Origin of the sequence: Cutibacterium modestum, assembly GCF_008326345.1 — a bacterium.
Taxonomy (GTDB): Bacteria; Actinomycetota; Actinomycetes; order Propionibacteriales; family Propionibacteriaceae; genus Cutibacterium; species Cutibacterium modestum.
Genome location: NZ_BJEN01000002.1, coordinates 268,513 through 289,927, shown reverse-complemented (window position 1 = coordinate 289,927; position 21,415 = coordinate 268,513). Strand labels below are relative to the sequence as shown.

Below are 21,415 nucleotides of genomic sequence, written 5' to 3'. Positions count from 1 at the left end.
ACCCGGGTGATGGCCCCGTGCCGACCCTGTGGCGGCCTTGAGCCTTCTCAACCTTAATACGACTCAGTTCAGTTTCCTCCCGCTCGAGTCGGAATTGCCAAGGCCAGCATACCAAGGCTCATTGAAGCAATGACCCACCCTCGGCTCACCACTCCCGATGGCTTGGCGACTGGCCAGTTCCACCACGCCTCCCCGTCGTAGGCACGCCCAGCCAGAATACCGACAAAGAAAAATGCGATCGACGGCAACGCGGCAAGGTTCCGCGGCATCCAACGCGCCGCAACCATTGTGATTCCCAAGAAGACCGGCACGTCGCGAACAACACTGGAATTACCCGGCCCACCCAACAACCCCAGCAGCATAATCACCGAGATGGCCACCCCCAAGGCGGCATCGAGGATTCCGGTATGGCGTAGCGATCTGTCCTCCACACCCAAGTTTGCCCGCGACAAACCAACGGCATAGATGATTGCCAGCACCAGTCCGAACAGGTTGTTGAACACCACCAAAGAGCCGATGCTGCCGAAGATGGCGGGCACTGACAAGCCCCCAGGATCGGTAAGAGCGCACACCCCGGAAAACAGACATGCCGCCGCCACCTGCATCCATACCAGCCGATTGCGTACCCAATACCTCATCGAGGACAACCTTGCAGGTATTCCTGCATCTTCCTGATCTCGACGGTCTGCGCCGCCGCACCTTTAGTGCGTGTCTGCCTGGCCCATGTGGCGTCCTCGCCAGTCACTCCTTCCCCAGTGACCTTGATCCCGCCGGCGCGGGTCACCTCCCGCAACCAGGCGTCAATACGCCCGCCGTACTGCATGATCTCTGCCGGCTGCGTCCTATCGTTCGAAGCCGGACAAAAATGATTACCCGTGGCAGCAGCGAGCCGTGCGGTGGCCAGCGACTCCCCTGACATCCCTGGGGCGACGCTCAGCGCAGCAACGTCCCTCCGCCCGGGAAGGGCCTGCTCGGAATACCACCTCGGCACATCAACCCCTGCACGTTTCCAGATCGGAAGCACCCGTTTTGCGGTCGAATCCAGCAATGCCCGCTCCGACTCGTGTTCGGGAAGTAGACATAGCTGAGTGCCTCGACCTACAACCGCATGACATTCCACGACCATACCCCGCGGAATAGTCGAAAACGCGTCAAGATGCCGAACCTGCGCGACACCCGCAATGGATCCCGCAATCAAGGGGAGGGTAGCCACGGACAACATCGTCCGGCGCCGATGCGGTGTGGTACGGGCGGAGACCGCAATGATGGCTGCTGCTAGCAGGCCGAGCTGGACGGCCAAAGTGCCAGTGATAACAACGGGGTTGAGCGTGTCGGTGATGACACAACAGTCAACCCAGGTCCCAGTGAGGTGACGCAACCAGTAGATCGACATTCCGGGCGGAAAAATCATCCACACCATTGGCGCCGCCAAAGCCAACGGTGCCGCCACAGCCACGTGTAACCACAAACCCAACGTAACCCCGGTGATGGTCCACGACCATACGGACAACAGGGTGACGCCAAGAATGGCCCATCCCAAGGGGTACGAGGCAAATCCATGCCTCGCCATGAAGACCATCGTCAACACTGTGGCTGCCGCAGCCGATGCCACCACAGGACCGAGGAGGACGCACCCCCACGCTCTGACACGATTACATGTCAAGACCGCCTTGAGTCGTCGGCCCTCGAGGACTCCGGCAAGGGCACATAAGGCATTGGCGACCATGGTCTTGGCAGTGTCGCCCACAACCTGGGAAAGCCAATACGGCTCGCTGGAAGCGTTCTGGTCGACCATCACGAAAATCACGGCAACCAAAGGCGCAAGCCACACGCCCGGCGCAGTCCGGAGTCGAGTCGTGAACCTCATTCGTCGACCATCAGACTCAGGTAGGCCGCCTCTGCGCGGTGCGGTGCATCCTCCGGGGCAAGGTCGAGGAACTCCTCGGGAGAGCCATCGAAGACGATTCGCCCAGCCGACAGCACGATCACTCTGTCGTATCCATCGGTGAGATCATCGACCTGGTGGGTGGATACGACGGTGACCCGGTTGTCGGGAATCCGCTCGAGCACCTCCCGGAAACGCATTCTCTGAGCAGGGTCGAGACCGGCGGTCGGCTCGTCGAGCAGCAATACCTCCGGCTGTCCGATGAGTACCTGGGCCAGCCCCACCCGGCGCAACTGACCACCAGAAATCCGCGAGGCTCGGTCATCGGCCTTGTCGGCCAGATCGACGTCCGCGATCATCTTATCTGCTCTGGCTACAGCTTCACGGGTGCTCAGTCCCATCAGCCATCCGCAATAGGCGACCTGCTCGCGCACCGTCAACCCAGCCATAGCTCGGACAGTCTGAGCCATGAGCCCCACCCGGCGACGCAATGTCCGCGGTGACGCCTCGGCCGTCCCCAGTATGATCCTCCCTGATCTCGGAGCAGAGGCTCCCGAACATAGTGAGAACAGGGTGGACTTTCCGGCTCCATTGGGGCCCAACAAAGCGGTCTTGCCCAGAGCAAACTCAATACTCACCCCGTGTAAGACCTCATGGTGCCGTCGATAGGAATACGCGACATTCTCAATAATCATGGTGTGGCTAGTTGTCAGTAGTCGATTCGGAAGTCGTTCACCGACACCGACGGCCTTCCGCCAATACCCCGAATGACCACGTGGTAACCGCCTTCAACCTGACGCCCCCAATATACGGAACCTCTCTTCGAACAAGAAAGCGTCAGGGTACCCAACTTGACGTCCGGACGCCACGAATACTCGTGCATAAGCTCATAGCTAACCGACTTGGCATTGCACTTCGAGTAATGTGAAACGCTCGTTGAGGTTCTATCGGAGTCGTTATCCCGCCAACTCCGAGTTTCAAACCCTACCCTCCCATTCGATATATGAGAGTCGATCTTACCCTCGGCTAACACGGGAACGGCCATCGATGCAGTTAAAACAAGACCGGCAGCAGCGGCCACCATTATCGTCCTGAAATTTTTATGAGAGAACACAGTACACCATCGTCGTATCAGGGATTTCTATATGGCACCATATCATCAATAAATATCGGAGATATGATGTCATGCTATCTTGTTGGACTTATAATGGGAGGTATAAATCCTTCGCAAAGGCTGGAGTTATACCCGCGCGTGAAAGTTTAGCATAACCTGACGATGCACAATACGCCAACCGCCTATCACCACTGAAACCTGCCCCAGACGTGGTAATCCGGTGTGGAAGACCGATCACTACCATCCTCCGTAGCCACAGAACCGAAAAGCCACCAAATCACCACAGACCCAATCCACCCCACAACCGCCAAACCACCGAAAACCAGCCAATACAACCACGCACCCTCAGCCACATTGACTACTCTTCAACGACTCTTCCCCGAGCACACCTAACACACACCCACCTGCAACCCGACGACGAAGCCAGCTTCGCGGAGTTCCGGTAATCGTCCTGGACGCCGACGTCGAACTCCCTGGGGACAGGAGTAATGGTGGTGAACCTGCAGCAACCGTGACTCATTCCGCACCCTATCCATGCCGCCGCCACTAAAAACTAGTCATAGAAACATTGCCATCGCCGACTTCGGCTGTTTTGGCAACTACGAACGAGCGGGTAGGCAGGCCTTATAACGCGACCAGGCGGCCCCGGAGAACCCGGAACCGCCTAGCTTGGACGCTTGGCGCTCCTTATCGCGCCGCAATGGACTTCACTGGTCGTCAACAACGACGACGTAGAGCTGACGGGGCCCATGGACGCCATCGACACGTGCCAACTCAATGTCGGAGGTAGCCGAACCACCGGAGATGAAGGTCAATGGGTGACCGTCATGCACCGCCGGTTTGACGATCTGAATGGCCTCCGGGACGTCGGAGACCACCTGGTTAGCGTTCATGACGCAGACATGGCGATCGGGAACGAGGGTAATAGCCCTGCGCCCCTGGTCCTCGACGTGGGTCAGGACGATCGACCCGGTGTCGGCAATGCCGCACGCTGCCGCGGTGACGACGGCGTCGGTGCCGTTGAGCTCCTCCTTGGACAGCTGAGGATCGTCAACGCGGACGTCAATACCGGCACCCTTGATCGCCTCGACCCAGGACTTATCCAGACCGACCGGCACGACGACACTGTGCTCGGCCCCGGTGGCCTTGAGTCCCTCAGCGACGGCATTGGGAACGTCAGCCCCCTTGACTCGCACAACGGTAGCCTTGTAGTCGATAACCTTCTCGACGAAGGTTCCGACGACGTCGTCCATCTCGATACCGGTGCCGTACTCCCACTCGATCGGCACATCCGCGACCGGGTCAGAAGTGGTGATGTCCGAGCTGGCGCGACGAATCCGGGCAAGGATTTCGGTACGCGCCACCGGATCAGTGCTGATGGTGGTCATCGCTTCTCCTCCCTGTTCTTCTTCCACCAGGTGCGGAACGTGTCGGTCGGCGGCGCATCGACGTCGCGGTACTTCAGCCACCGCTCAGCCACCGGCACCGGGACCGGTCCCATCTTCTTGCCACGCAGGACACGTCCCACACCCCGTGAGCCAACCTGGATCGCCTCGAAGTGCTTGTGGTCGCTAAACGCCCACGAGGCTGTCTTCATAAGGCCCATCTCACCGGCCACTTCGTAGTCTTGCGGGATGCGGTCGGCTTTCTCGGACTCGACCACCTTGTTGCGCAGCTTGAGGAGGATATCGGTGAAGGGGATCTTCACCGGGCATACCTCGTTGCAGGCACCGCATAGTGAACACGCATAGGGCAGGCCACGATCGACGGGATGCTCAACCCCCCGTAACTGTGGATTGAGGACAGCTCCAATCGGCCCGGGATACACCGAACCGTAGGCGTGGCCACCGGCACGCTCGTAAACCGGGCAAATGTTGATACACGAAGCGCACCGGATGCACCGTAGTACCTCGCGGCCGAGCGTATCGGCTAGGACATCGGTACGACCGTTGTCGAGGAAGATGACGTGCTGCTCCTGCGGCCCGTCGCCATCGGTCACACCGCTCCACACCGAGTTGTACGGGTTCATCCGCTCGCCAGTCGCGGAGCGTGGCAGCAGTTTGAGAAAGACCTCGAGGTCGTCGAAGCTCGGCAGTACCTTCTCGACGCCGACGATCGACACCAGGGTGTCCGGCAGGGTCAGGCACATCCGGCCATTGCCCTCAGACTCGACGATCACCAGGGACCCGGTGTCGGCGAGCACGAAGTTACCACCCGAGACAGCCATCTCGGCACGCAGGAACTTCTCACGCAGGTGCAGACGAGCCGCGTTAGCCAGCTCCGGCGGGTTCTCTGAGATATCCTCGGGAGCCGCCCGGCCGTAGTTCTTCATCTCGTGGAGAAAGATCTCGCGGACCTCGGAGCGGTTGCGATGGATGGCCGGCACGACGATGTGCGAGGGGCGGTCGTGGCCTAGTTGCACGATGAGCTCGGCCAGATCGGTCTCCCATGCCGCGATGCCCTGTTCTTCGAGGTACTCGTTAAGGTCGGTCTCCTGACTGGTGATCGACTTGATCTTGACGACCTCATCAACCCCTTTGTCCTTGGCGATCTGGGCAACGATGTGGTTAGCCTCCTCGCCATCGCGGGCCCAGTGAACGTTAACGCCGTTCGCAGTGAGGTTCTTCTCCGCCTCAACTAGATAGTGGTCGAGGTGGCGGCCGACGCGACTCTTGATGGATTCGGCAGCATTGCGCAGTTCCTGCCAATCCGGTGACTCAGAGACCCGCATGGCGCGCTTGTTACGAATCGTCATGGTGGCATTGCGCATGTTCTTGCGCTGCACCGACAGGTTCAACTCACTTTTGACGGCCTTCGAAAACTTCGGCATGCCCATGTACGGGCCGGGCTTGTCGGGAGCTGGGGTCAGCCGGGCGACGCCGTGATTTCCGTATGTGACGCGACGCAGTTCGGTACTCATGGGTCAGTCCTCCTCAGTGTTAGCGAGGATTTCGGCGATGTGGATCGGCTTAACGCCCGAGTTCTGACGCGACAACACACCGCCAATATTCATGAGGCACGAGTTGTCGCCGGCGATGACATACTCGGCCTCGGTCTCGCGCACGTGACGGGCCTTGTCATTAGCCATCGCCGCGCTCATATCGGGGTTCTTGATGCAGAAGGTGCCGCCGAAGCCACAGCATTGCTCGGCCATCGGCAGGTCGACCAACGTCATGCCCTTGACGTGCTTGAGCAACTCGTAAGGACGATCGCCAAGGTGGAGCAGCCGCTTGCCGTGGCAGGACGGGTGGTACGTCACCCGGTGCGGGAAGTATGCGCCGACGTCTGTGACGCCGAGAATGTCGATGAGGAATTCCGGCAGGTCGTAAGTGCGTCGGCTAGTGTGCTCGACCTCCTTGGCCAGACCGGAGTCTCCGGCGTGCTCGGCGAGCATCGGGTGCTGATCACGCACCGCGGCGACACAGGAGCCCGACGGGGCAACGATGTAGTCGTAGCCCCCAAAAGCTCGCACGTATTGGCGGACGGTGGGAATACCCTCATCAAAGTATCCGGTGTTGGTCGTCATCTGGCCGCAACAGGTTTGCTCTCGCGGGAACTCGACCTTGCAACCCAGTCGCTCCAACAGGGTGGTGACGGCCACGCCCGTCTGGGGGAACATCACGTCATTGATGCACGTGATGAACAGCCCAACGGTCATGCCCACCCCCGGCAAGCCGGGCGAGGCGGCCCTGGTGCCAAAGCTCGTAGTGGTTGTCATGGTGACCTCCATCGATGATGAACGGATGCCAAGCGGTGTCAACCGTCAGCAGATTCAGGGGACCATCCATCCGAGCACCGGGGTCGACATGAGGCCGACGATGATGCACATCAGGACGAGAAGGACGATCGAGAACTTGAAAACTTTGCGCAGAATAACCGACTCGCCGCCAGCCAGACCGATGGCAGTAGCCGCGATAGTCAGCGATTGCGGGGAGATCATCTTGCCGACGACACCACCGGATGCGCCCGCACCAACCAACAAGTGCCGCATGCCGTCAACGGCAAGATACGACCCGGCACCGACTTGCTGTCCGACGCTGCTCTGCAGGCTGGAAAACAGGATGTTGGCGGAGGTATCGGATCCGGTGACGTAAGTGCCGATCCAGCCGAGGATCGGAGCCAGGAACGGGTAGACCGCCCCCGCCCCAGCAATGAACATACCAAGAGCAAGGGTCTGACCGGAATCACCCATCACATAGGCCAGGGCGACGACCAACCCGATGGTCAGCATCGAAAACTTCATCTTCTTGGCGTTGACCCACAGTTCCTTGAAGACGTCGGAGAGGGATACCCGATAGATGAGGCCAACGAGAATTGCGACGATAGCGAGCAGGAAGCCCGGCTGAGACAACCACTGCCAGGTGTAGGCCTGGTGGGCAGCAGCCTTACCACTGGTGGCCATGAGTCCGGACAGACCAGGCCAGGTCATCTTGACATCAGCAGCCTTCACACCCTCCTTGACAGCGGGGATAGCAGCGATACCGAAGACTATGATGACCAGGATGTAGGGAACCAGGGCCATAAATATGCGGTTGCCAGAAAGGTCAGAAGTGTCGACTTCCTGAGCCTCGACCCACTCGGTCTCAACGGCCGGATCCATCGGGATGCCAATGCGCTCGGCAGCTTCGCGGCCGCCTTCGGGCTTCCACATTTTGAGAAAGAGCAGGGAGAGGGCGACGGTGACAACAGCGGCGAAAATCTCGGTGAGGTTGTAGACCGGGGTGCCACCGATGATGACTTTCGTCACACCGAAGACAACGCCGACAAACAGACCGAAGGGCCAGCATTCGCGAACACCTTTACGGCCGTCCATGATCGCCAGCATGAGGAAGGGGACCACGAGGCAGAGCACCGCGCAGACGCGGGCGGTGACCGGGGCCACCATAGCGACGTCCAGGCCACCAGTCTTGGCGGCCATAAGGACCGGAAGACCGACGGCACCGAAGGCCACCGGGACGGTATTAGCGACCAGAGCTGTGACGGCACCGCGTAGCTTGCCGAAACCAATGGCGATCAACATCGCGGCGGCGATAGCGACGGGAGCGCCGAAACCGGCCAGGGCCTCCAACAGACCGCCGAAGCAGAACGCAATGAGGATGCCCAGCACACGTGGGTCGTCACTGATGAGGAAGAAGGTGCGACGCAGGTCGTCGAAACGGCCGGAAATGACGGTCACCTGGTACATCCAGATGGCACCCAGCAGGATCCACGAGATCGGGAAGAGGCCGTACAGGAAGCCTTGGACACTTGAGGAGAACGCCATGCCGATCGGCATATGGAAGGCGGTGATCGCCACGATAAGGGCGACACCCCACGAAACGAGGCCGGCCAGGTGAGCCTTCCAACGCAGCGCGCCAAGGATAATGAGCATGGCCAGCACCGGCAAGACGGCCAAGAGAGCCGACAGCCACTGCGCCCCCAGCGGATTGGCCGATGGGGTGAAGGTCTGGAGAAGAACCATCGAAGAACTCCGTTGTTCAACTACTGCCTACGGTCGGCTAACCGCTGGCGAGATCGAACCGATTTGGTCCGACCAATAATACGGTAGGCCCGTTTTAGGTGTCCGTCAAGCACTTCCGTTCAATTCGTAGCTAATTTCACAATCATTTGTGCATAAATTGAGGTTTACCTAACCTCTTTATGTCTTTATAGGTATTCTCATCGTTTCCCTGGAACCCATCCGCCGACTCACAGGCACGTCGTGGTGTGCGCCCCACCCCCGGAACTGAAACACCATCAGATCTCCTCCGGAGAACCCACGAGGCGGGCATAAAATGGTCGCTTGGCCCCTATACATCAACTCACTGACGAGGACCCCAGCCATGACACAGACCCGCGACGCCGGCTCCGGTCGGTCGGACTCACATGCTGGACATCGGGCATTAGCGGCGCAGTCGAGTGCCGCCTCGAAATCGGGAGGGTTCTCGGTCGCCATACGCCACATTGACGACGAGATCCTCACGGGACGGTGGGTTAACGGTTCTCGCCTTCCCCCCGAGCGCGAACTCGCGACTTCCCTCGGCGTCAGTCGAGGGGCGGTCCGGGAAGCCATTCGGGCTCTGGAGGCCCAAGGGATCTTGTCCTCAGGCACCGGACGTGGCAATGGAACCCGCGTCGATGCCCGCCCCTCAGACGCCATCGGACGCATTCTGCGGCTGCGATTGGCCCTTAACGTCGTCTCGTTCGCCGATCTCACCGAAACTCGTGTGGCGCTCGAAAGAGCAGCCTGCGCTGCAGCCGCGAAGGTACGTGCCTCTGGGCCCTTAGCCCGAGCGACAGACCTCCTCACTCAAATGCACGACGCAATGCAGCCTGATTCTTTTAACGCCCTCGACACCGCCTTCCACGTCGCTTTAGCCGAGGCCGGAGACAATCGCCTCATGAGCAACCTGACGGTGGCCATTCGCGAGGCGGTACACCTACCCATCCTGGAGGCAGAGCATTCTCTTATCGGGTGGAAAGTCTGGCGTGACGGTCTCGTCCGCGATCATAAGGAAATGCTCGCTGCGATCGAGAAGGGCGATGCCGAGCGAGCTGCCGAGGTCACCGAAGCGCACATCCGCAATACTTACAAAACCCTGCTCGTCGGCAGAGATTGAACAGCTTTCCTTCCGTCTTGGCAATGCACGCTCTGGTCAGCCTCCAACCGAGTCACCCAGGTCTCCATCGTCCACGCGCTGGCTCGCCCGAGGGTGACGTCATCAGGACTCATGAGCCACTATTTGCAGCCCATCCATAACAGCGACGATCGCGTTTGCCGTGTCTACCACGGCTTTTTCGTCGGCGTTCGGGGCGACAACCTCTATATCCTCGACCCATCTACTGCGGGCGCTCTCGGTAACGGTGAGCAGACCATCGAGTCCCCGTTTCGACTCATCGGCCCCAGCGGCCACTCTGCCCTGGGCCCCGCCACGAGCCAGCCGGACGCGTGCGACTACTTCCCCGCTCTCATGAGCGAGGCCCACGCAATCCACCAGGACGTCCGGATCGGCCTTGAGCCAGAATTTCTCTCAACTTGCACTGAGCCTCCGAAGTTACGATCTTGCTAGCGCGCCTGGTTTAGGGTGAAGGAATCCCTACTTCATCAACCACCAGCGCTATGTATGTGGTGTTTTGTTTATAGCGATGACAGTACACCATTAACGAGATGGATATCGCGTGTATACGAAAAGGTCATCAACACCCTTGCGTTCAGTATTTATCTGTCAAAGACAGGCAGCCTAGACACCCAATAGGCGGAGCTTTCATCCACCATTCCAATACACATAGACTTGCCATCAGAAAAACTACAGACAAGTGATATCGATCTCCTGAATCACATCACCAAAATTGATGTGGAATATGCATCTGTCTAAGGATTACATTTCCTTGTATTCACTGCGGATAGAGACCCCTCAGGGCAGATCGCGGCTTACCGAATAAATACTGCTACACGAGCCCATACGAAACATAAACAGATGGCGATCTATTCGGATATTCATGCGTGCAGCACATGGGGCTGGGCTAGGCGCGCTACCTAATTTGCAGCATTTGTTGTGAGTTCGTTCACTAGAAAGGCAGGAGTCGTGGCCGTCAAGACGGTGATCATCGTAAAGGGGCGTGGCAGTAAAAGGGCCATTGATATCCTCAAAATGTCGTAGCCTGAGGGGCGCCGAGGCGAAGGATGCAGCAGAATCGGTTGCAGCGATCGTTGGTCTCGACTTCTTGAAGCCCTGCAAAGCAGTCATGGGACTTTGATTCTTCATACGACTCATCAATCTCTGATAAGCAATCCGGAAACAAAATATGCGCATTATTTCCAAGACTTTAACACGGCTACCCGCCGCTGTCGCCATTGGGATACCTATCCTCGAATGGGTTATCACAGGACGCATGATCCAGTCTACCTACTGGGATCATTACTTTTAGGACTTCTGGCACCTATACTCGCTTTCCTCGGCATCAAGAATCTCTTCCGCGAATTCAGTAGTTTCCGAAAAATAAACACATCGAGAGCGCAGGTGAATAATACGCCCGGATTCCGCCGTGCGGAGGTAATTCCGGAGGCCAGCAGTAGCCGTGCTACCGTTCGCGTTCTTCCCGTTCTTTATGAGCGCGAGCGGTGCTCCGTAGCTAGCTGAAGGTGAGAGCCGATCGGCCGGCCCGGGCAAGCAGTGTTGCGCACCTTCTCAATGCGGCCGCGCCCGGCCGGCGGCTGGGGCAGGTGAGGTGTTCGGTTTGCACGTGCCCCACATCGCCACATCATCCCTGGCCACCTACCACGAAATATTTTGCCGCGAAATAGCCCCTACAACCTAGCGCTCGTCATCAACTACTAAACCACCTACAAATTCACAGAAGTCATGAGAGGCGCCCGTCTTAAATGTGGTGATGCACGACGCCCATCCCTCTCCCTCTGCTTCAGGAGCAAGATGACATCAGGTACCGGCCATTTCGGGAACGAAGTCGCATGCCGCCACAGAAAGCGGGGCCAAGGTGGCTAAGGCATCGATAGCACGGCAAGCGACCCCCGGCTTCAACCCTGCTGCTTGTCCAACTCCCCCTGGAGCCGCTCCAGCTTAGCGGTCATCTCACTAGTATGCCCGGGACGAATATCGGCCTTGAGCACCAGTGACACTCGGGTGCCATACTGCGCAACCGCTTCAGTGGCCCGTTTGACGACGTCCATGACCTCATCCCATGAGCCTTCAATCTCGGTGAACATCGACGAAGTGTGGTTGGGCAGCCCGGAATCGCGAATCACCCTTACGGCAGCGGCAACGGCGTCGGCGACGCCACCGTCCTCCCGTGAAGCTCGACCACCACTGGGAACAAGACTGAAGGCAACAATCATGGTTCCAGTCTTGCACCATCAGCTAGCAACCCCGCGGGGTCCAGCGCCGGGGAACGCACCATCATATTTCGATAACAAAATGGTTCATAATTCCAGAATCTCGGACGAGGTTTAGACAAATATTCCTGCACCAAATTTCATCCCCCATACCCTCCCCTGCACGCTCTTTCAGATGTGGTCTAACATCGGTTCCAGGTTCGCTTGTGGACCCCACATTCGCAATCTAAAATGCCGCATTTCCAACAGGAAGAGCTAGGTATGAGCGCCGAGACTACGACGAGTGACACCACCGACCTAAATGGGTACGTCATCAGGGAAAACCAGGACATTACTGCACGTCCTGATCTAGCCCGCACTACCGGTCGCGTCACCCCCACCCGTACCCGCAGACCCGTCTACCTCGACATGCTCCCTCCCTGTAATGCTGGGTGTCCGGCCGGCGAAAACATTCAGGAATGGCTGCGCCTCATCAAGGCCCACGAAGAAGAGAAGGCATGGCGTCAACTGACCGCCGACAACCCCTTCCCTGCCATCCACGGCCGCGTCTGTTACCACCCCTGCGAAGTCGCCTGTAACCGCGCCGACCTCGATGGTGCCGTGTCCATCCACTCCGTCGAGCGCTACCTCGGTGACCTCGGCATTGAAAAGGGTTGGAAGTTCACCAAACCCACCGAGCCCTCCGGACATCGCGTCCTCGTCATCGGTGCTGGCCCGGCAGGCTTGTCCGCTGCCTATCACCTGGCGATGCTTGGCCATGACGTCGAGATCCATGACGCGGGCGACAAAGTTGGCGGCATGATGCGCTACGGCATCCCCGAGTATCGGCTACCGCGCGAGGTCCTCGACGCAGAGGTGGCACGCCTCACCGACCTCGGCATCAAAATCGTCCTCAACCACCCCGTCAACGACCTCATGGAAGAGAAGGCCAAGGGACGTTTTGACGCCGTCTTCGTGGCCATCGGTGCCCATCTGTCCAAGCGCGTCGACATTCCGACCGTCGATGCCTCCCGAATGGTCGACGCCGTCAGTTTCTTGCACAATGTCGCTGCCGGCGAGAAACCGATCATTGGACGACGCGTCGCTGTTTATGGTGGCGGTAACACCGCCATGGACGCCGCCCGCGTGGCCAAGCGTCTGGGCGCCGAGGAGTCCATCGTCGTATACCGGCGCACCGCCGAACAGATGCCGGCCCATGCCGAGGAGCGCAAGGAAGCCGAGCGTGAGGGCGTTCAGATGAACTGGCTACGCACCATTACTGACGTCGGTGACGACCTCACTGTCGAGGTCATGGAGCTCGACGAGGACGGCAAGCCGCACGGTACCGGACGCTACGAGAAACTCGAGGCTGACACCGTCATCCTCGCCGTCGGCCAGGACGCCGACACTAGCTTCCTGCACAAGATGCCCGGTATGAGGTTCCGCAACGACGTCGTCGACGTCAACCCCTCAACCCTCATGACCGATGTCCCCGGTATCTTCGCCGGTGGCGACACCGTTCCCTCCGAGCGCACTGTGACGATCGGCGTTGGCCACGGCAAGCGCGCCGCCCGCCAGATCGACCTGTGGCTGAACCGTCAGTCCGGCTACCCCGCCGCTAAGAACACCACGGTGAGCTTCAACGACCTCAACCTCTGGTACTTCGGGGACCACCTGCGTCGTCACCAGCCCGAACTCGACCCAACCCAGCGCGTCGGATTCGACGAGGTCGTCGGTGGACTTACCGACGAACAGGCCCACTTCGAGGCTGGACGATGCCTGTCCTGCGGTAACTGCTTCGAGTGTGATGGTTGCTACGGATCTTGCCCCGAGGACGCCATCATCAAGCTCGGTAAAGGCCACCGCTACGAATTCAACTACGACAAATGCATCGGATGCGCCACCTGCTTCGACCAGTGCCCAGTTCATGCCATCGAGATGATCCCCGAAGGCGTGGATCCAGCCACCGTTCCAGGATCCGGTAACCCCACACCCGGCTGGGCGGTGCGTCCTGAACCCAATCCACAACGGTCAGCTTCGCTGAAGTTCACCGTCGACTCCGAGAACTGAGAAGGAGGATTGACCATGGCGAATAGCTCTAACTCCCGCGTCCGCACCATTGCCGACGGTAACACCGCCGCTGCCTCGGTCGCCTACCGCTGTAACGAACTGTGCTCGATCTATCCGATCACCCCGTCCTCCCCCATGGCTGAGACCGCCGACGAGTGGTCTGCCGCCGGACGCAAGAACATCTGGGGAGACATCCCCACAGTCATGGAAATGCAGTCCGAGGGTGGAGCCGCCGGGGCCATGCACGGCGCTCTGCAAGGTGGCGCCTTGAGCACCACCTTCACCGCCTCCCAAGGCCTGCTGCTCATGATCCCGAATATGTACAAGATCGCTGGTGAACTCACCAGCACGGTCTTCCATGTGGCCGCCCGTTCGCTGGCCGCCCAAGGCCTATCCATCTTCGGCGATCACCAGGACGTCATGGCCTGCCGTCAGACCGGCTTCGCCATGTTGTGCTCGTCGACGGTGCAGGAATGTCACGACTTGGCCCTCATCAGCCAGGCCGCGACGATGCACTCCCGCGTACCCTTTATGCACTTTTTTGAGGGCTTCCGCACCTCCCACGAACTCAACGTGCTTGAGATGCTCTCAGACGACGACATCCGTCACTTCATCACCGACGACCTTGTCCACGCCCACCGGGATCGTGCCTTGTCTCCGGCTCACCCATTCATTCGCGGCACCGCCCAGAACCCGGACACTCATTTCCAGGCTCGTGAGGCCGCAAACAAGTACTACGCGAAGGTGCCGGGCATCGTCCAGTCCCTTATGGACGAGTTCGCCCAGGTCGTCGGACGCCAGTACCACCTCGTCGAGTACCACGGTGATCCCGAGGCCACCGAGGTTATGGTCTGCATGGGCTCCGGCGCCCGCACTATCGAGCACACCATCGACCACCTCAACGCCCAGGGACACAAGCTCGGCCTCGTCGAGTTGCACCTGTTTCGCCCCTTCCCGGCCGTCGAGGTCGTCAAGGCCATCCCGGAGACGGCTCGCACCGTCGCCATTCTGGACCGCACCAAGGAGCCCGGTTCGAGCGGCGAGCCTCTCTTCCTCGACGTGCTGGCCGCCCTTTCCGAGGCGCATTCCCGCGGTACCCGTAACTCCATGCCGATCGTCTCGGGTGGTCGCTACGGCATTTCATCGAAGGAGTTCACCCCCGGCATGGTGGCCGGGATCGCCGCCGAACTCGAGTTGGAAAGCCCGCGTCCCCGCTTCACCATCGGCATCGACGACGACATCACCGGCATATCCTTGCCATGGGAGCCCCTCGACATCGAGGATCCCAAGACGATCCGCGCGGTGTTCTACGGTATGGGTTCCGACGGCACCGTCGGCGCCAACAAAAACACCATCAAGATCCTCGGATCGGACCCCGACACCTATGCCCAGGGCTACTTCGTCTACGACTCCAAGAAGTCCGGGTCAAGGACCACCTCCCACCTGCGTTTCGGCCCCAAGCCGATCGAGGCCCCTTATCTGGTCAGCCAGGCCGGATTCATCGGCATTCATGCTTGGGGGATTCTGGAGTCCATCGACGTTCTAACGATGGCTCGCGAGGGCACCACAGTGCTGCTGAACTCTCCCTACAACGCCTACGAGGTGTGGGACAAGCTGCCCGACACCATGCAACGTCAGGTCCTCGACAAGCACCTCGACCTGTGGACCATCGACGCCCTGTCCGTTGCCCGCAAGGTGGGTTTGCGTAACCGCACCAACACCATCCTGCAGACGTGCTTCTTCGCGATCTCTGGGGTGCTGCCCAAGGATGAGGCCATCGCGAAGATCAAGGACTCGATCCAGAAGACATACGGCAAGAAGTCTCAGAAGATCGTCGAGATGAACCACGCGGCCGTCGATGCCTCCCTAGAGCATCTGCACCAGGTCAAGGTTCCTGACCAGATGACTGCCAACCACAGCCTCATCCCAGCGGTGCGCAAGGACTCCCCTGAGTTCGTCAAGAATGTCACCGCTCGGATGATCGAAGGCTTCGGCGACCTGCTGCCCGTCTCGGCCCTGCCTGACGACGGCACCTACCCCGCCGGGACTACAAAGTACGAGCAGCGGACGCTGTCGGACGTCATTGCCACTTGGGAGCCCAACGCCTGCATCCAGTGCGGCAACTGCGCCTTCGTCTGCCCGCACGGCGTTATCCGCGCCAAATACTACCCGCAGTCTCAGCTCGAGGGTGCCCCGGAATCCTTCCAGTCCGCAGAGCTCAATGCCGCCGGCTTGCCAGAGTCCTGCTACACCCTGCAGATCGTCCCCGACCAGTGCACCGGCTGCGGACTGTGCGTCGAGGCTTGCCCGGCGCACCCGATCGGCGAGCCTGACCGCAAGGCCATCAACCTTGAGGAACACCTTGACAAGACCGTCCAGCGCGAGAACGTGAAGTTCTTCGAGACGATTCCCGTTAACGATCGCTCCCGCGTCGACTTCGCCACCGTGCGCGGCACCCAGTTCCTGGAGCCCCTCTTCGAGTTCTCCGGGGCCTGCTCGGGATGTGGCGAGACGCCGTACGTCAAGCTCATTACCCAGCTCTTCGGCGACCGCGCCGAAGTTGCCAATGCCACCGGCTGCTCCTCTATCTACGGCGGCAACCTACCGACGACACCGTGGGGCAAGAATGCGTCGGGACGTGGCCCGGCATGGTCGAACTCACTATTCGAGGACAACGCCGAGTTTGGCCTGGGCATGCGGATGGCCGCCAACGTCCAGACCGACCTGGCCAAACGTCGCCTCCAGGAGGTCTCCAGTCAGCTCGACCCGGAACTCGTCAAGGATCTGCTACACGCCCCGCAGCTGACCGAGCACGACCTGCAGAGCCAGCAGCACCGCGTCAAAGAGCTGCAAGCCAAGCTCGCCGATATGGAGCAGACCCCGGCAGTGCGCGACCTCATGAGTGTCGCCGACCACTTGCTACGCCGGTCGGTGTGGATCATCGGCGGTGACGGTTGGGCCTACGACATTGGTTCCGGCGGCGTCGACCACGTGCTTGCCTCCGGCCGCGACGTCAACGTCCTGGTCCTCGATACCGAGGTGTACTCCAATACCGGTGGTCAGGCGTCGAAGTCGACACCGCTAGGCGCCGTCGCCAAATTCGCCTCGGCTGGCAAGCCCACCGCCAAGAAGGATATCGCTCTGCAAGCCATCGCCTACGGGTCGGTATATGTCGCCCGCGTGGCCCTGGGCGCCGATCCACAGCAAACCCTGCGAGCCTTCCGCGAGGCCGAGGCCTACCCTGGCCCGAGCCTCATCATCGCCTACAGCCACTGCATCGCCCACGGCTACGATCTGCGCAACGGCCTGGACCAGCAGTACAAGGCGGTCCACTGTGGGCACTGGCCGCTGATGCGTTACAACCCGGTGCTAGCCGACGAAGGACGCAACCCATTCCTGCTCGACTCCCCGAAGCCCGACGAGACGTGGCGGGAGTACACCAAGCTCGAGCTGCGCTACCGGATGCTCCAGAAGGCTCATCCGGAAGAGGCCGAACGTATGCTGGACCTGGGCCAGCGCCAGGTAGAGCGCCGCTACGCCGAGTATGCCGAGATGGCATCTCGCGCCGCCGAGGACTTTGCTGTCGATGCCCGTATGTCCGAATTCGCCGCTTCATCCAACCGCGCCTGACAGCCACGAAGGAATGACGTGTCATGAGTGATCTTCACACCAACTACATGGGGCTAAGCCTGAGGTCGCCACTGGTTGCCTCCGCTGGCCCCATCCAGCAGAAAGTCGACGGGGTCAAGGCCCTCGCCGACGCCGGGGTCGGAGCCATCGTCATGTACTCCCTGTTCGAGGAGCAGGTGAGGCACGAGGAGGCCCGGCAGGCAGAGATCGAGCTCGAGTACATGGACTCGTTCGCCGAGTCGCTGAGCTTCTTCCCGATCGTGGCCAGCAACCAGGGTGGTATCACCGAGCGCTACCTCGCCCATCTGGAGGCCAGCGCCAATGCCGTTGACATCCCCGTCATTGCATCCCTCAACGGGGCGACGAACGGCGGATGGGTCAATACTGCCAAACGCATGGAAAGGGCCGGCGCGGCAGGCATCGAGTGCAACGTCTACATGGTGCCCGGTGATCTTGAACAATCGGCTGAGGAGGTCGAGGACCGACATGTCGAGATCGTCCAGGCCGTCAAGGACGCTGTGAGTGTGCCGGTTGCCGTCAAGCTCTCGCCGTTCTTCTCGGCCCTGGGTAATATGGCCACCCGTCTGGATGCCGCCGGTGCCGACGCCCTGGTAATGTTCAACCGGTTTCTGCAGCCCGACATCAACGTCGAGACGATGCAGGTGGAGCCCGGAGTGTGGCTGTCGTCTCCGGCTGACGCTCGGCTGCCATTGACGTGGATTGCTGCACTGTCGGGCCGCATTAACGCCTCGCTGGCCGCGTCCTCGGGTGTTGAGAGCTCCGACGAAGTCGTCAAGTATCTCCTCGCCGGAGCCGACGTCGTCATGACCACGTCGGCGTTAGTGCGTCACGGCACGGGGTACGCGATCGAGCTACAGAAGGGGCTGGAATCCTACCTGCAGCGCAAGGAGGTCAACCTCGACACGTTACGTGGCATGCTCGCCGTCCCGAATGATGCGTCAACCGCCGAGTACGAGCGCAACGGTTACGTCGCGGCTCTTGAGAAGGCCAAAACGACCTACGGATCCTGATCCTCGAATTCGCAGAGGGGCCGGTGGCGATCGTCACCGGCCCCTTACCGTGTCTGTCACATATCGCTGGTCGAGGAGCACACCGGCTGGAAAGCGACGCGATCCGTCCGGAAGAACATTTCCTCTCTGTCTTTCTTCAAGCATGATCTCCCCAACCCCACGCTCTTCCCAGCTTTCCCCAACCGCGTGTGGTAATCGAGGTGACGATGATGTCCGGTGCCACCTCAGGTTGCTCACTCGTTGATCACCGACCGAATTGCCACAGCAACATCTCGAGCCCGCGTCTCAGGCAAACAGCCGTATCCAATGACCAGACCGCTCGCTGTTGCGGACAGGCAGCTGTCGCTGACCGGATCCACCTGATAACCACGGCCAACAAGCTTCTGGGCCACCCGGCGATCATCCGGAAGGTCAACCCGCACGTGAAGGCCGGCATCAATCCCGCCGACCACCACCCGGGGCATTGTGCGTCGCAATGCAGCAATGAGGGCGATGCGACGAGCCGAATAGGTCCGTGCGGCACGGGCAAGGTGCCGGTCAAGGCAACCCGTGGAGACGAAGTGGGCAAGGGCCGTCGCGGTCATAGTTGCAACCCCAGATCGACGCAGAGCTAGCTCATGACGCAACGAATCGGCGATGGCTGCCGGAGAAATGATCCAGGCGGCCTGAAGAGATGGAGTGAGGATTTTAGAGGAAGTGCCGACGTATGTGACAACGTCGGCAGCCCCGGGCAGAGAACGCAGAGCCGGCAGAGGGGCAACGCCATATCGGAACTCGCCGTCGTAATCGTCTTCAATGAGTTGAGACCCAGTGTCGTGAGCCCATTCAATAATCCGCTGACGCCGAGGAAGACTCATACGAGTCCCCATCGGAAACTGATGGGCAGGACTCAGGTACACTACACAGGCGTGGTCCGGCAGGGGGTCAACGCACAGGCCATCATCGTCGACGGGGCAGGGAAGCGGTGGCGAACCGGCTAGTTGAAAGGCGTCTCGGGCACGACGGTAGCCGGGGTCTTCGATGACGGCGGGAAGGCCAGTGGCAGCTCCCATCGTCGTAATTGCTGCGCTCGTTCCAGCAGCCAGCAACACCCGGTCGGTGACAATTCCACGGTGGCGTCGTACGTGGTCGATGATGGCCGACTCCAAAGCGGTACTAGGGCACTCCCAGGACGTGTCACCCGAGATGGGTTGTCGGGCGGCAAATCGCCAAGATCGCCTCCAGTCTGCCGAGTTGATGAGAGTGGCGTCGGGCCTGCCAGCGCGCAAAGGAAAGGGGTCGTCAAGACCCTGAATGGCGGTACTAGGGGTCGCTGATTCCGTGGGGGTGACACGGGTGGCGATCCGCTCACGTGCGGCCGAAGTGGCCCCAGGAGCTACCACCGTCCGCGAGCCCGCGACGGCAACCGCGTAACCGGCAGCAGCCAGCTCGTCGTACGCGGCTACAGTCGTGGTACGCGAACACCCCAGTTGAGCTGCAAGCCCACGAGTGCTGGGCAAGGGGTCGGACTCCGCCAGACGACCGTCGGAGATCGCGGCCACAATGGCATCCACAATCCCAGGGATCGTGACGGCGTCAGGGGTGAGGACGAGGTCAGAAACCGGGTGCCGCACGACATCAGGTTACTGGACTCGTGATTTCTCCAGGTTCTGGATCTTCTTAGCAGGCCGGTATCGCGCAAGGGTCGTCGCATGATCGCCACTATTCGACGTCATCCTGAACGAGCAAGCCACGACCGCGATCTCCTCAACGGTCTACTGGAAACCCAATCTTGTGGTGTCTTATCCAGCATCTCTGACAACGGCGAACCTTGGGCTGTCCCCATACTCCATGCCCTCGACGGGGATCGCATTCTCTTCCACGGATCGACCGGAGCCGGATTGCTCTCCCACCTGGTTGCCGGAGCACCAACGGTGTACACGGTCTTCGTCCTTGACGGCTGGGTCGTGGGCCACACCCGGTTCCACTCCAGCGCCATGTACCGCTCAGCAACCGTCCACGGCAGCCTCGCCGACCTGGGCGGTCATGAGAAAGAGGACGCTCTTACCGCATTCCTCGAAAGCATCTTCCCGGGCCGGAGCACGGAAGTAAGGCACCACTCTCGCAAAGAGTTCGCCGCCACCCGCATCTGCGCGTTACCAATCACCTCCGATAACTGGTTGTACAAGGCACGCAGCCACGGCGCGAACGAACCTCAGGAGGAGACTGACGCCTGGGCTGGATTGATCCCGGTCAACCACACCCTCGGGGAACCGGTCCGGGCGCCATGGTCGAATGCGCCGCTACCGGACTCGGTCAAACGACTAATCGGGGGTCTTGATGACCAGCCGTGGTAAACGGGTTCCAGATCGGGTCTCGCGCTACCTTAACTGGCCCCGTGGCGATAAGGAACCAGGATTTCCACGAGTTATCATCGATTGGGTACCACTTCCAGTCGTCAGGAGGATCGATGTCCCACCCATCACACTTCACCACTCCTTCGCCGTCAAAGCGCCACCCGCTGCGCACCCTGAGCCGCCTCGGCGTGGGCGGTCTACTGGCCTACGCCGGTGTCGGTCACCTCACCTTCGTCCGTGAAGAGTTCCAAGCTCAGGTACCCGATTGGGTACCCATGGACGACGATACGGTTGTCCTGCTGTCTGGCGTCGCCGAGATCGTCCTCGGGGCCGCCTTGTTGTCGGGCCGTCACAAGAAATTCTGGGGACGTGGCGCAGCCGCTTTCTTCGCCGCGATTTTCCCTGGCAACGTCGCCCAGTTCGTCGAGCACAAGGACGGATTCGGCCTCAACGATGACCACAAACGCGCGATTCGCTTGCTCTTCCAGCCCATCCTGGTGGGTCTGGCCCTGGAGGGCACCCGCGAGGACTGATCTTCCG

General features: G+C 60.3%; 16 protein-coding genes. 6 read left to right on the top strand and 10 right to left on the bottom strand.

The window, feature by feature from the left end; genetic code table 11:
• Positions 1-68: 68 nt before the first annotated feature.
• From F1563_RS05885 to F1563_RS05850, 7 genes are all read right to left on the bottom strand, one after another.
• Entirely contained in the window at positions 69-638 is a 570-nt protein-coding gene (locus F1563_RS05885; RefSeq protein WP_002529185.1) for a hypothetical protein, read from the bottom strand.
• Positions 635-1,867, bottom strand: coding sequence for a DUF7224 domain-containing protein (locus F1563_RS05880; RefSeq protein WP_002529186.1), 1,233 nt, complete (start codon positions 1,865-1,867; stop codon positions 635-637). Before F1563_RS05880 ends, F1563_RS05885 begins: the two co-directional genes overlap by 4 nt.
• Positions 1,864-2,580 (bottom strand): ATP-binding cassette domain-containing protein, encoded by a 717-nt coding sequence (locus F1563_RS05875; RefSeq protein WP_002529187.1) that lies wholly within the window; start codon positions 2,578-2,580, stop codon positions 1,864-1,866. The genes F1563_RS05880 and F1563_RS05875 overlap by 4 nt, the downstream gene beginning before the upstream one ends.
• 1,126 nt (positions 2,581-3,706) lie before the next feature.
• The gene (locus F1563_RS05865) at positions 3,707-4,387 is read right to left on the bottom strand and encodes a LutC/YkgG family protein (protein ID WP_002529191.1); all 681 of its coding nucleotides are present in this window, start codon (positions 4,385-4,387) and stop codon (positions 3,707-3,709) included.
• Positions 4,384-5,919 (bottom strand): LutB/LldF family L-lactate oxidation iron-sulfur protein, encoded by a 1,536-nt coding sequence (locus F1563_RS05860; RefSeq protein WP_002529192.1) that lies wholly within the window; start codon positions 5,917-5,919, stop codon positions 4,384-4,386. Before F1563_RS05860 ends, F1563_RS05865 begins: the two co-directional genes overlap by 4 nt.
• A 3-nt stretch (positions 5,920-5,922) precedes the next feature.
• Positions 5,923-6,729, bottom strand: a complete 807-nt coding sequence (locus F1563_RS05855; protein ID WP_002529193.1) for a (Fe-S)-binding protein — start codon at positions 6,727-6,729, stop codon at positions 5,923-5,925.
• A gap of 42 nt (positions 6,730-6,771) precedes the next feature.
• On the bottom strand, positions 6,772-8,460 hold the full coding sequence (locus tag F1563_RS05850) for an L-lactate permease (RefSeq protein ID WP_002529194.1): 1,689 nt from the start codon (positions 8,458-8,460) through the stop codon (positions 6,772-6,774).
• Between the two features lie 472 nt (positions 8,461-8,932).
• Here F1563_RS05850 and F1563_RS05845 point away from each other — a divergent pair, with 472 nt between their 5' ends.
• Positions 8,933-9,598: a FadR/GntR family transcriptional regulator gene (locus F1563_RS05845; protein WP_172623634.1), complete on the top strand. Its 666-nt coding sequence runs from the start codon at positions 8,933-8,935 to the stop codon at positions 9,596-9,598.
• 102 nt (positions 9,599-9,700) lie between these two features.
• Here the strand turns inward: F1563_RS05845 and F1563_RS13565 are convergent, their stop codons facing one another.
• Together F1563_RS13565 and F1563_RS05835 are read right to left on the bottom strand one after the other, a co-directional pair.
• Positions 9,701-9,964 carry a hypothetical protein gene (locus F1563_RS13565; RefSeq protein WP_036958492.1) on the bottom strand — a complete coding sequence of 88 codons (264 nt, stop codon included), beginning with the start codon at positions 9,962-9,964 and terminating at the stop codon, positions 9,701-9,703.
• Between the two features lie 1,550 nt (positions 9,965-11,514).
• Positions 11,515-11,832, bottom strand: a complete 318-nt coding sequence (locus F1563_RS05835) for a thiamine-binding protein (RefSeq protein ID WP_002529200.1) — start codon at positions 11,830-11,832, stop codon at positions 11,515-11,517.
• A 228-nt stretch (positions 11,833-12,060) separates the two neighbouring features.
• Here F1563_RS05835 and F1563_RS05830 point away from each other — a divergent pair, with 228 nt between their 5' ends.
• Genes F1563_RS05830 through F1563_RS05820 form a run of 3 tightly spaced genes read left to right on the top strand, consistent with a single transcriptional unit; the run spans position 12,061 to position 18,539 of the window.
• Positions 12,061-13,878 (top strand): NAD(P)-binding protein, encoded by a 1,818-nt coding sequence (locus F1563_RS05830; RefSeq protein ID WP_002529202.1) that lies wholly within the window; start codon positions 12,061-12,063, stop codon positions 13,876-13,878.
• A 15-nt stretch (positions 13,879-13,893) separates the two neighbouring features.
• The gene (gene nifJ, locus F1563_RS05825; protein WP_002529203.1) at positions 13,894-17,508 is read left to right on the top strand and encodes a pyruvate:ferredoxin (flavodoxin) oxidoreductase; all 3,615 of its coding nucleotides are present in this window, start codon (positions 13,894-13,896) and stop codon (positions 17,506-17,508) included.
• Positions 17,509-17,531: 23 nt separating this feature from the next.
• A complete protein-coding gene (locus tag F1563_RS05820) occupies positions 17,532-18,539 on the top strand; it encodes a dihydroorotate dehydrogenase-like protein (RefSeq protein ID WP_002529204.1) in 1,008 nt (335 codons plus the stop codon).
• 233 nt (positions 18,540-18,772) lie between these two features.
• Here F1563_RS05820 and F1563_RS05815 read toward each other — a convergent pair whose 3' ends face one another.
• A complete protein-coding gene (locus tag F1563_RS05815) occupies positions 18,773-20,152 on the bottom strand; it encodes an aminotransferase-like domain-containing protein (protein WP_002529206.1) in 1,380 nt (459 codons plus the stop codon).
• Positions 20,153-20,230: 78 nt separating this feature from the next.
• Here F1563_RS05815 and F1563_RS05810 point away from each other — a divergent pair, with 78 nt between their 5' ends.
• Entirely contained in the window at positions 20,231-20,875 is a 645-nt protein-coding gene (locus tag F1563_RS05810) for a pyridoxamine 5'-phosphate oxidase family protein (RefSeq protein WP_002529207.1), read from the top strand.
• A gap of 113 nt (positions 20,876-20,988) precedes the next feature.
• A complete protein-coding gene (locus tag F1563_RS05805) occupies positions 20,989-21,408 on the top strand; it encodes a DoxX family protein (RefSeq protein ID WP_007434353.1) in 420 nt (139 codons plus the stop codon).
• The last annotated feature ends 7 nt before the right edge of the window (positions 21,409-21,415 follow it).

Coding starts and splice junctions, on each gene's coding strand:
- F1563_RS05810 (WP_002529207.1), top strand. CDS start 20,231: ATGATCGCCACTATTCGACGTCATCCTGAACGAGCAAGCCACGACCGC.
- F1563_RS05865 (WP_002529191.1), bottom strand. CDS start 4,387: ATGACCACCATCAGCACTGATCCGGTGGCGCGTACCGAAATCCTTGCC.
- F1563_RS05885 (WP_002529185.1), bottom strand. CDS start 638: ATGAGGTATTGGGTACGCAATCGGCTGGTATGGATGCAGGTGGCGGCG.
- F1563_RS05880 (WP_002529186.1), bottom strand. CDS start 1,867: ATGAGGTTCACGACTCGACTCCGGACTGCGCCGGGCGTGTGGCTTGCG.
- F1563_RS05875 (WP_002529187.1), bottom strand. CDS start 2,580: ATGATTATTGAGAATGTCGCGTATTCCTATCGACGGCACCATGAGGTC.
- F1563_RS05850 (WP_002529194.1), bottom strand. CDS start 8,460: ATGGTTCTTCTCCAGACCTTCACCCCATCGGCCAATCCGCTGGGGGCG.
- F1563_RS05805 (WP_007434353.1), top strand. CDS start 20,989: ATGTCCCACCCATCACACTTCACCACTCCTTCGCCGTCAAAGCGCCAC.
- F1563_RS05860 (WP_002529192.1), bottom strand. CDS start 5,919: ATGAGTACCGAACTGCGTCGCGTCACATACGGAAATCACGGCGTCGCC.
- F1563_RS05835 (WP_002529200.1), bottom strand. CDS start 11,832: ATGATTGTTGCCTTCAGTCTTGTTCCCAGTGGTGGTCGAGCTTCACGG.
- F1563_RS05820 (WP_002529204.1), top strand. CDS start 17,532: ATGAGTGATCTTCACACCAACTACATGGGGCTAAGCCTGAGGTCGCCA.
- nifJ (WP_002529203.1), top strand. CDS start 13,894: ATGGCGAATAGCTCTAACTCCCGCGTCCGCACCATTGCCGACGGTAAC.
- F1563_RS05830 (WP_002529202.1), top strand. CDS start 12,061: ATGCCGCATTTCCAACAGGAAGAGCTAGGTATGAGCGCCGAGACTACG.
- F1563_RS05855 (WP_002529193.1), bottom strand. CDS start 6,729: ATGGAGGTCACCATGACAACCACTACGAGCTTTGGCACCAGGGCCGCC.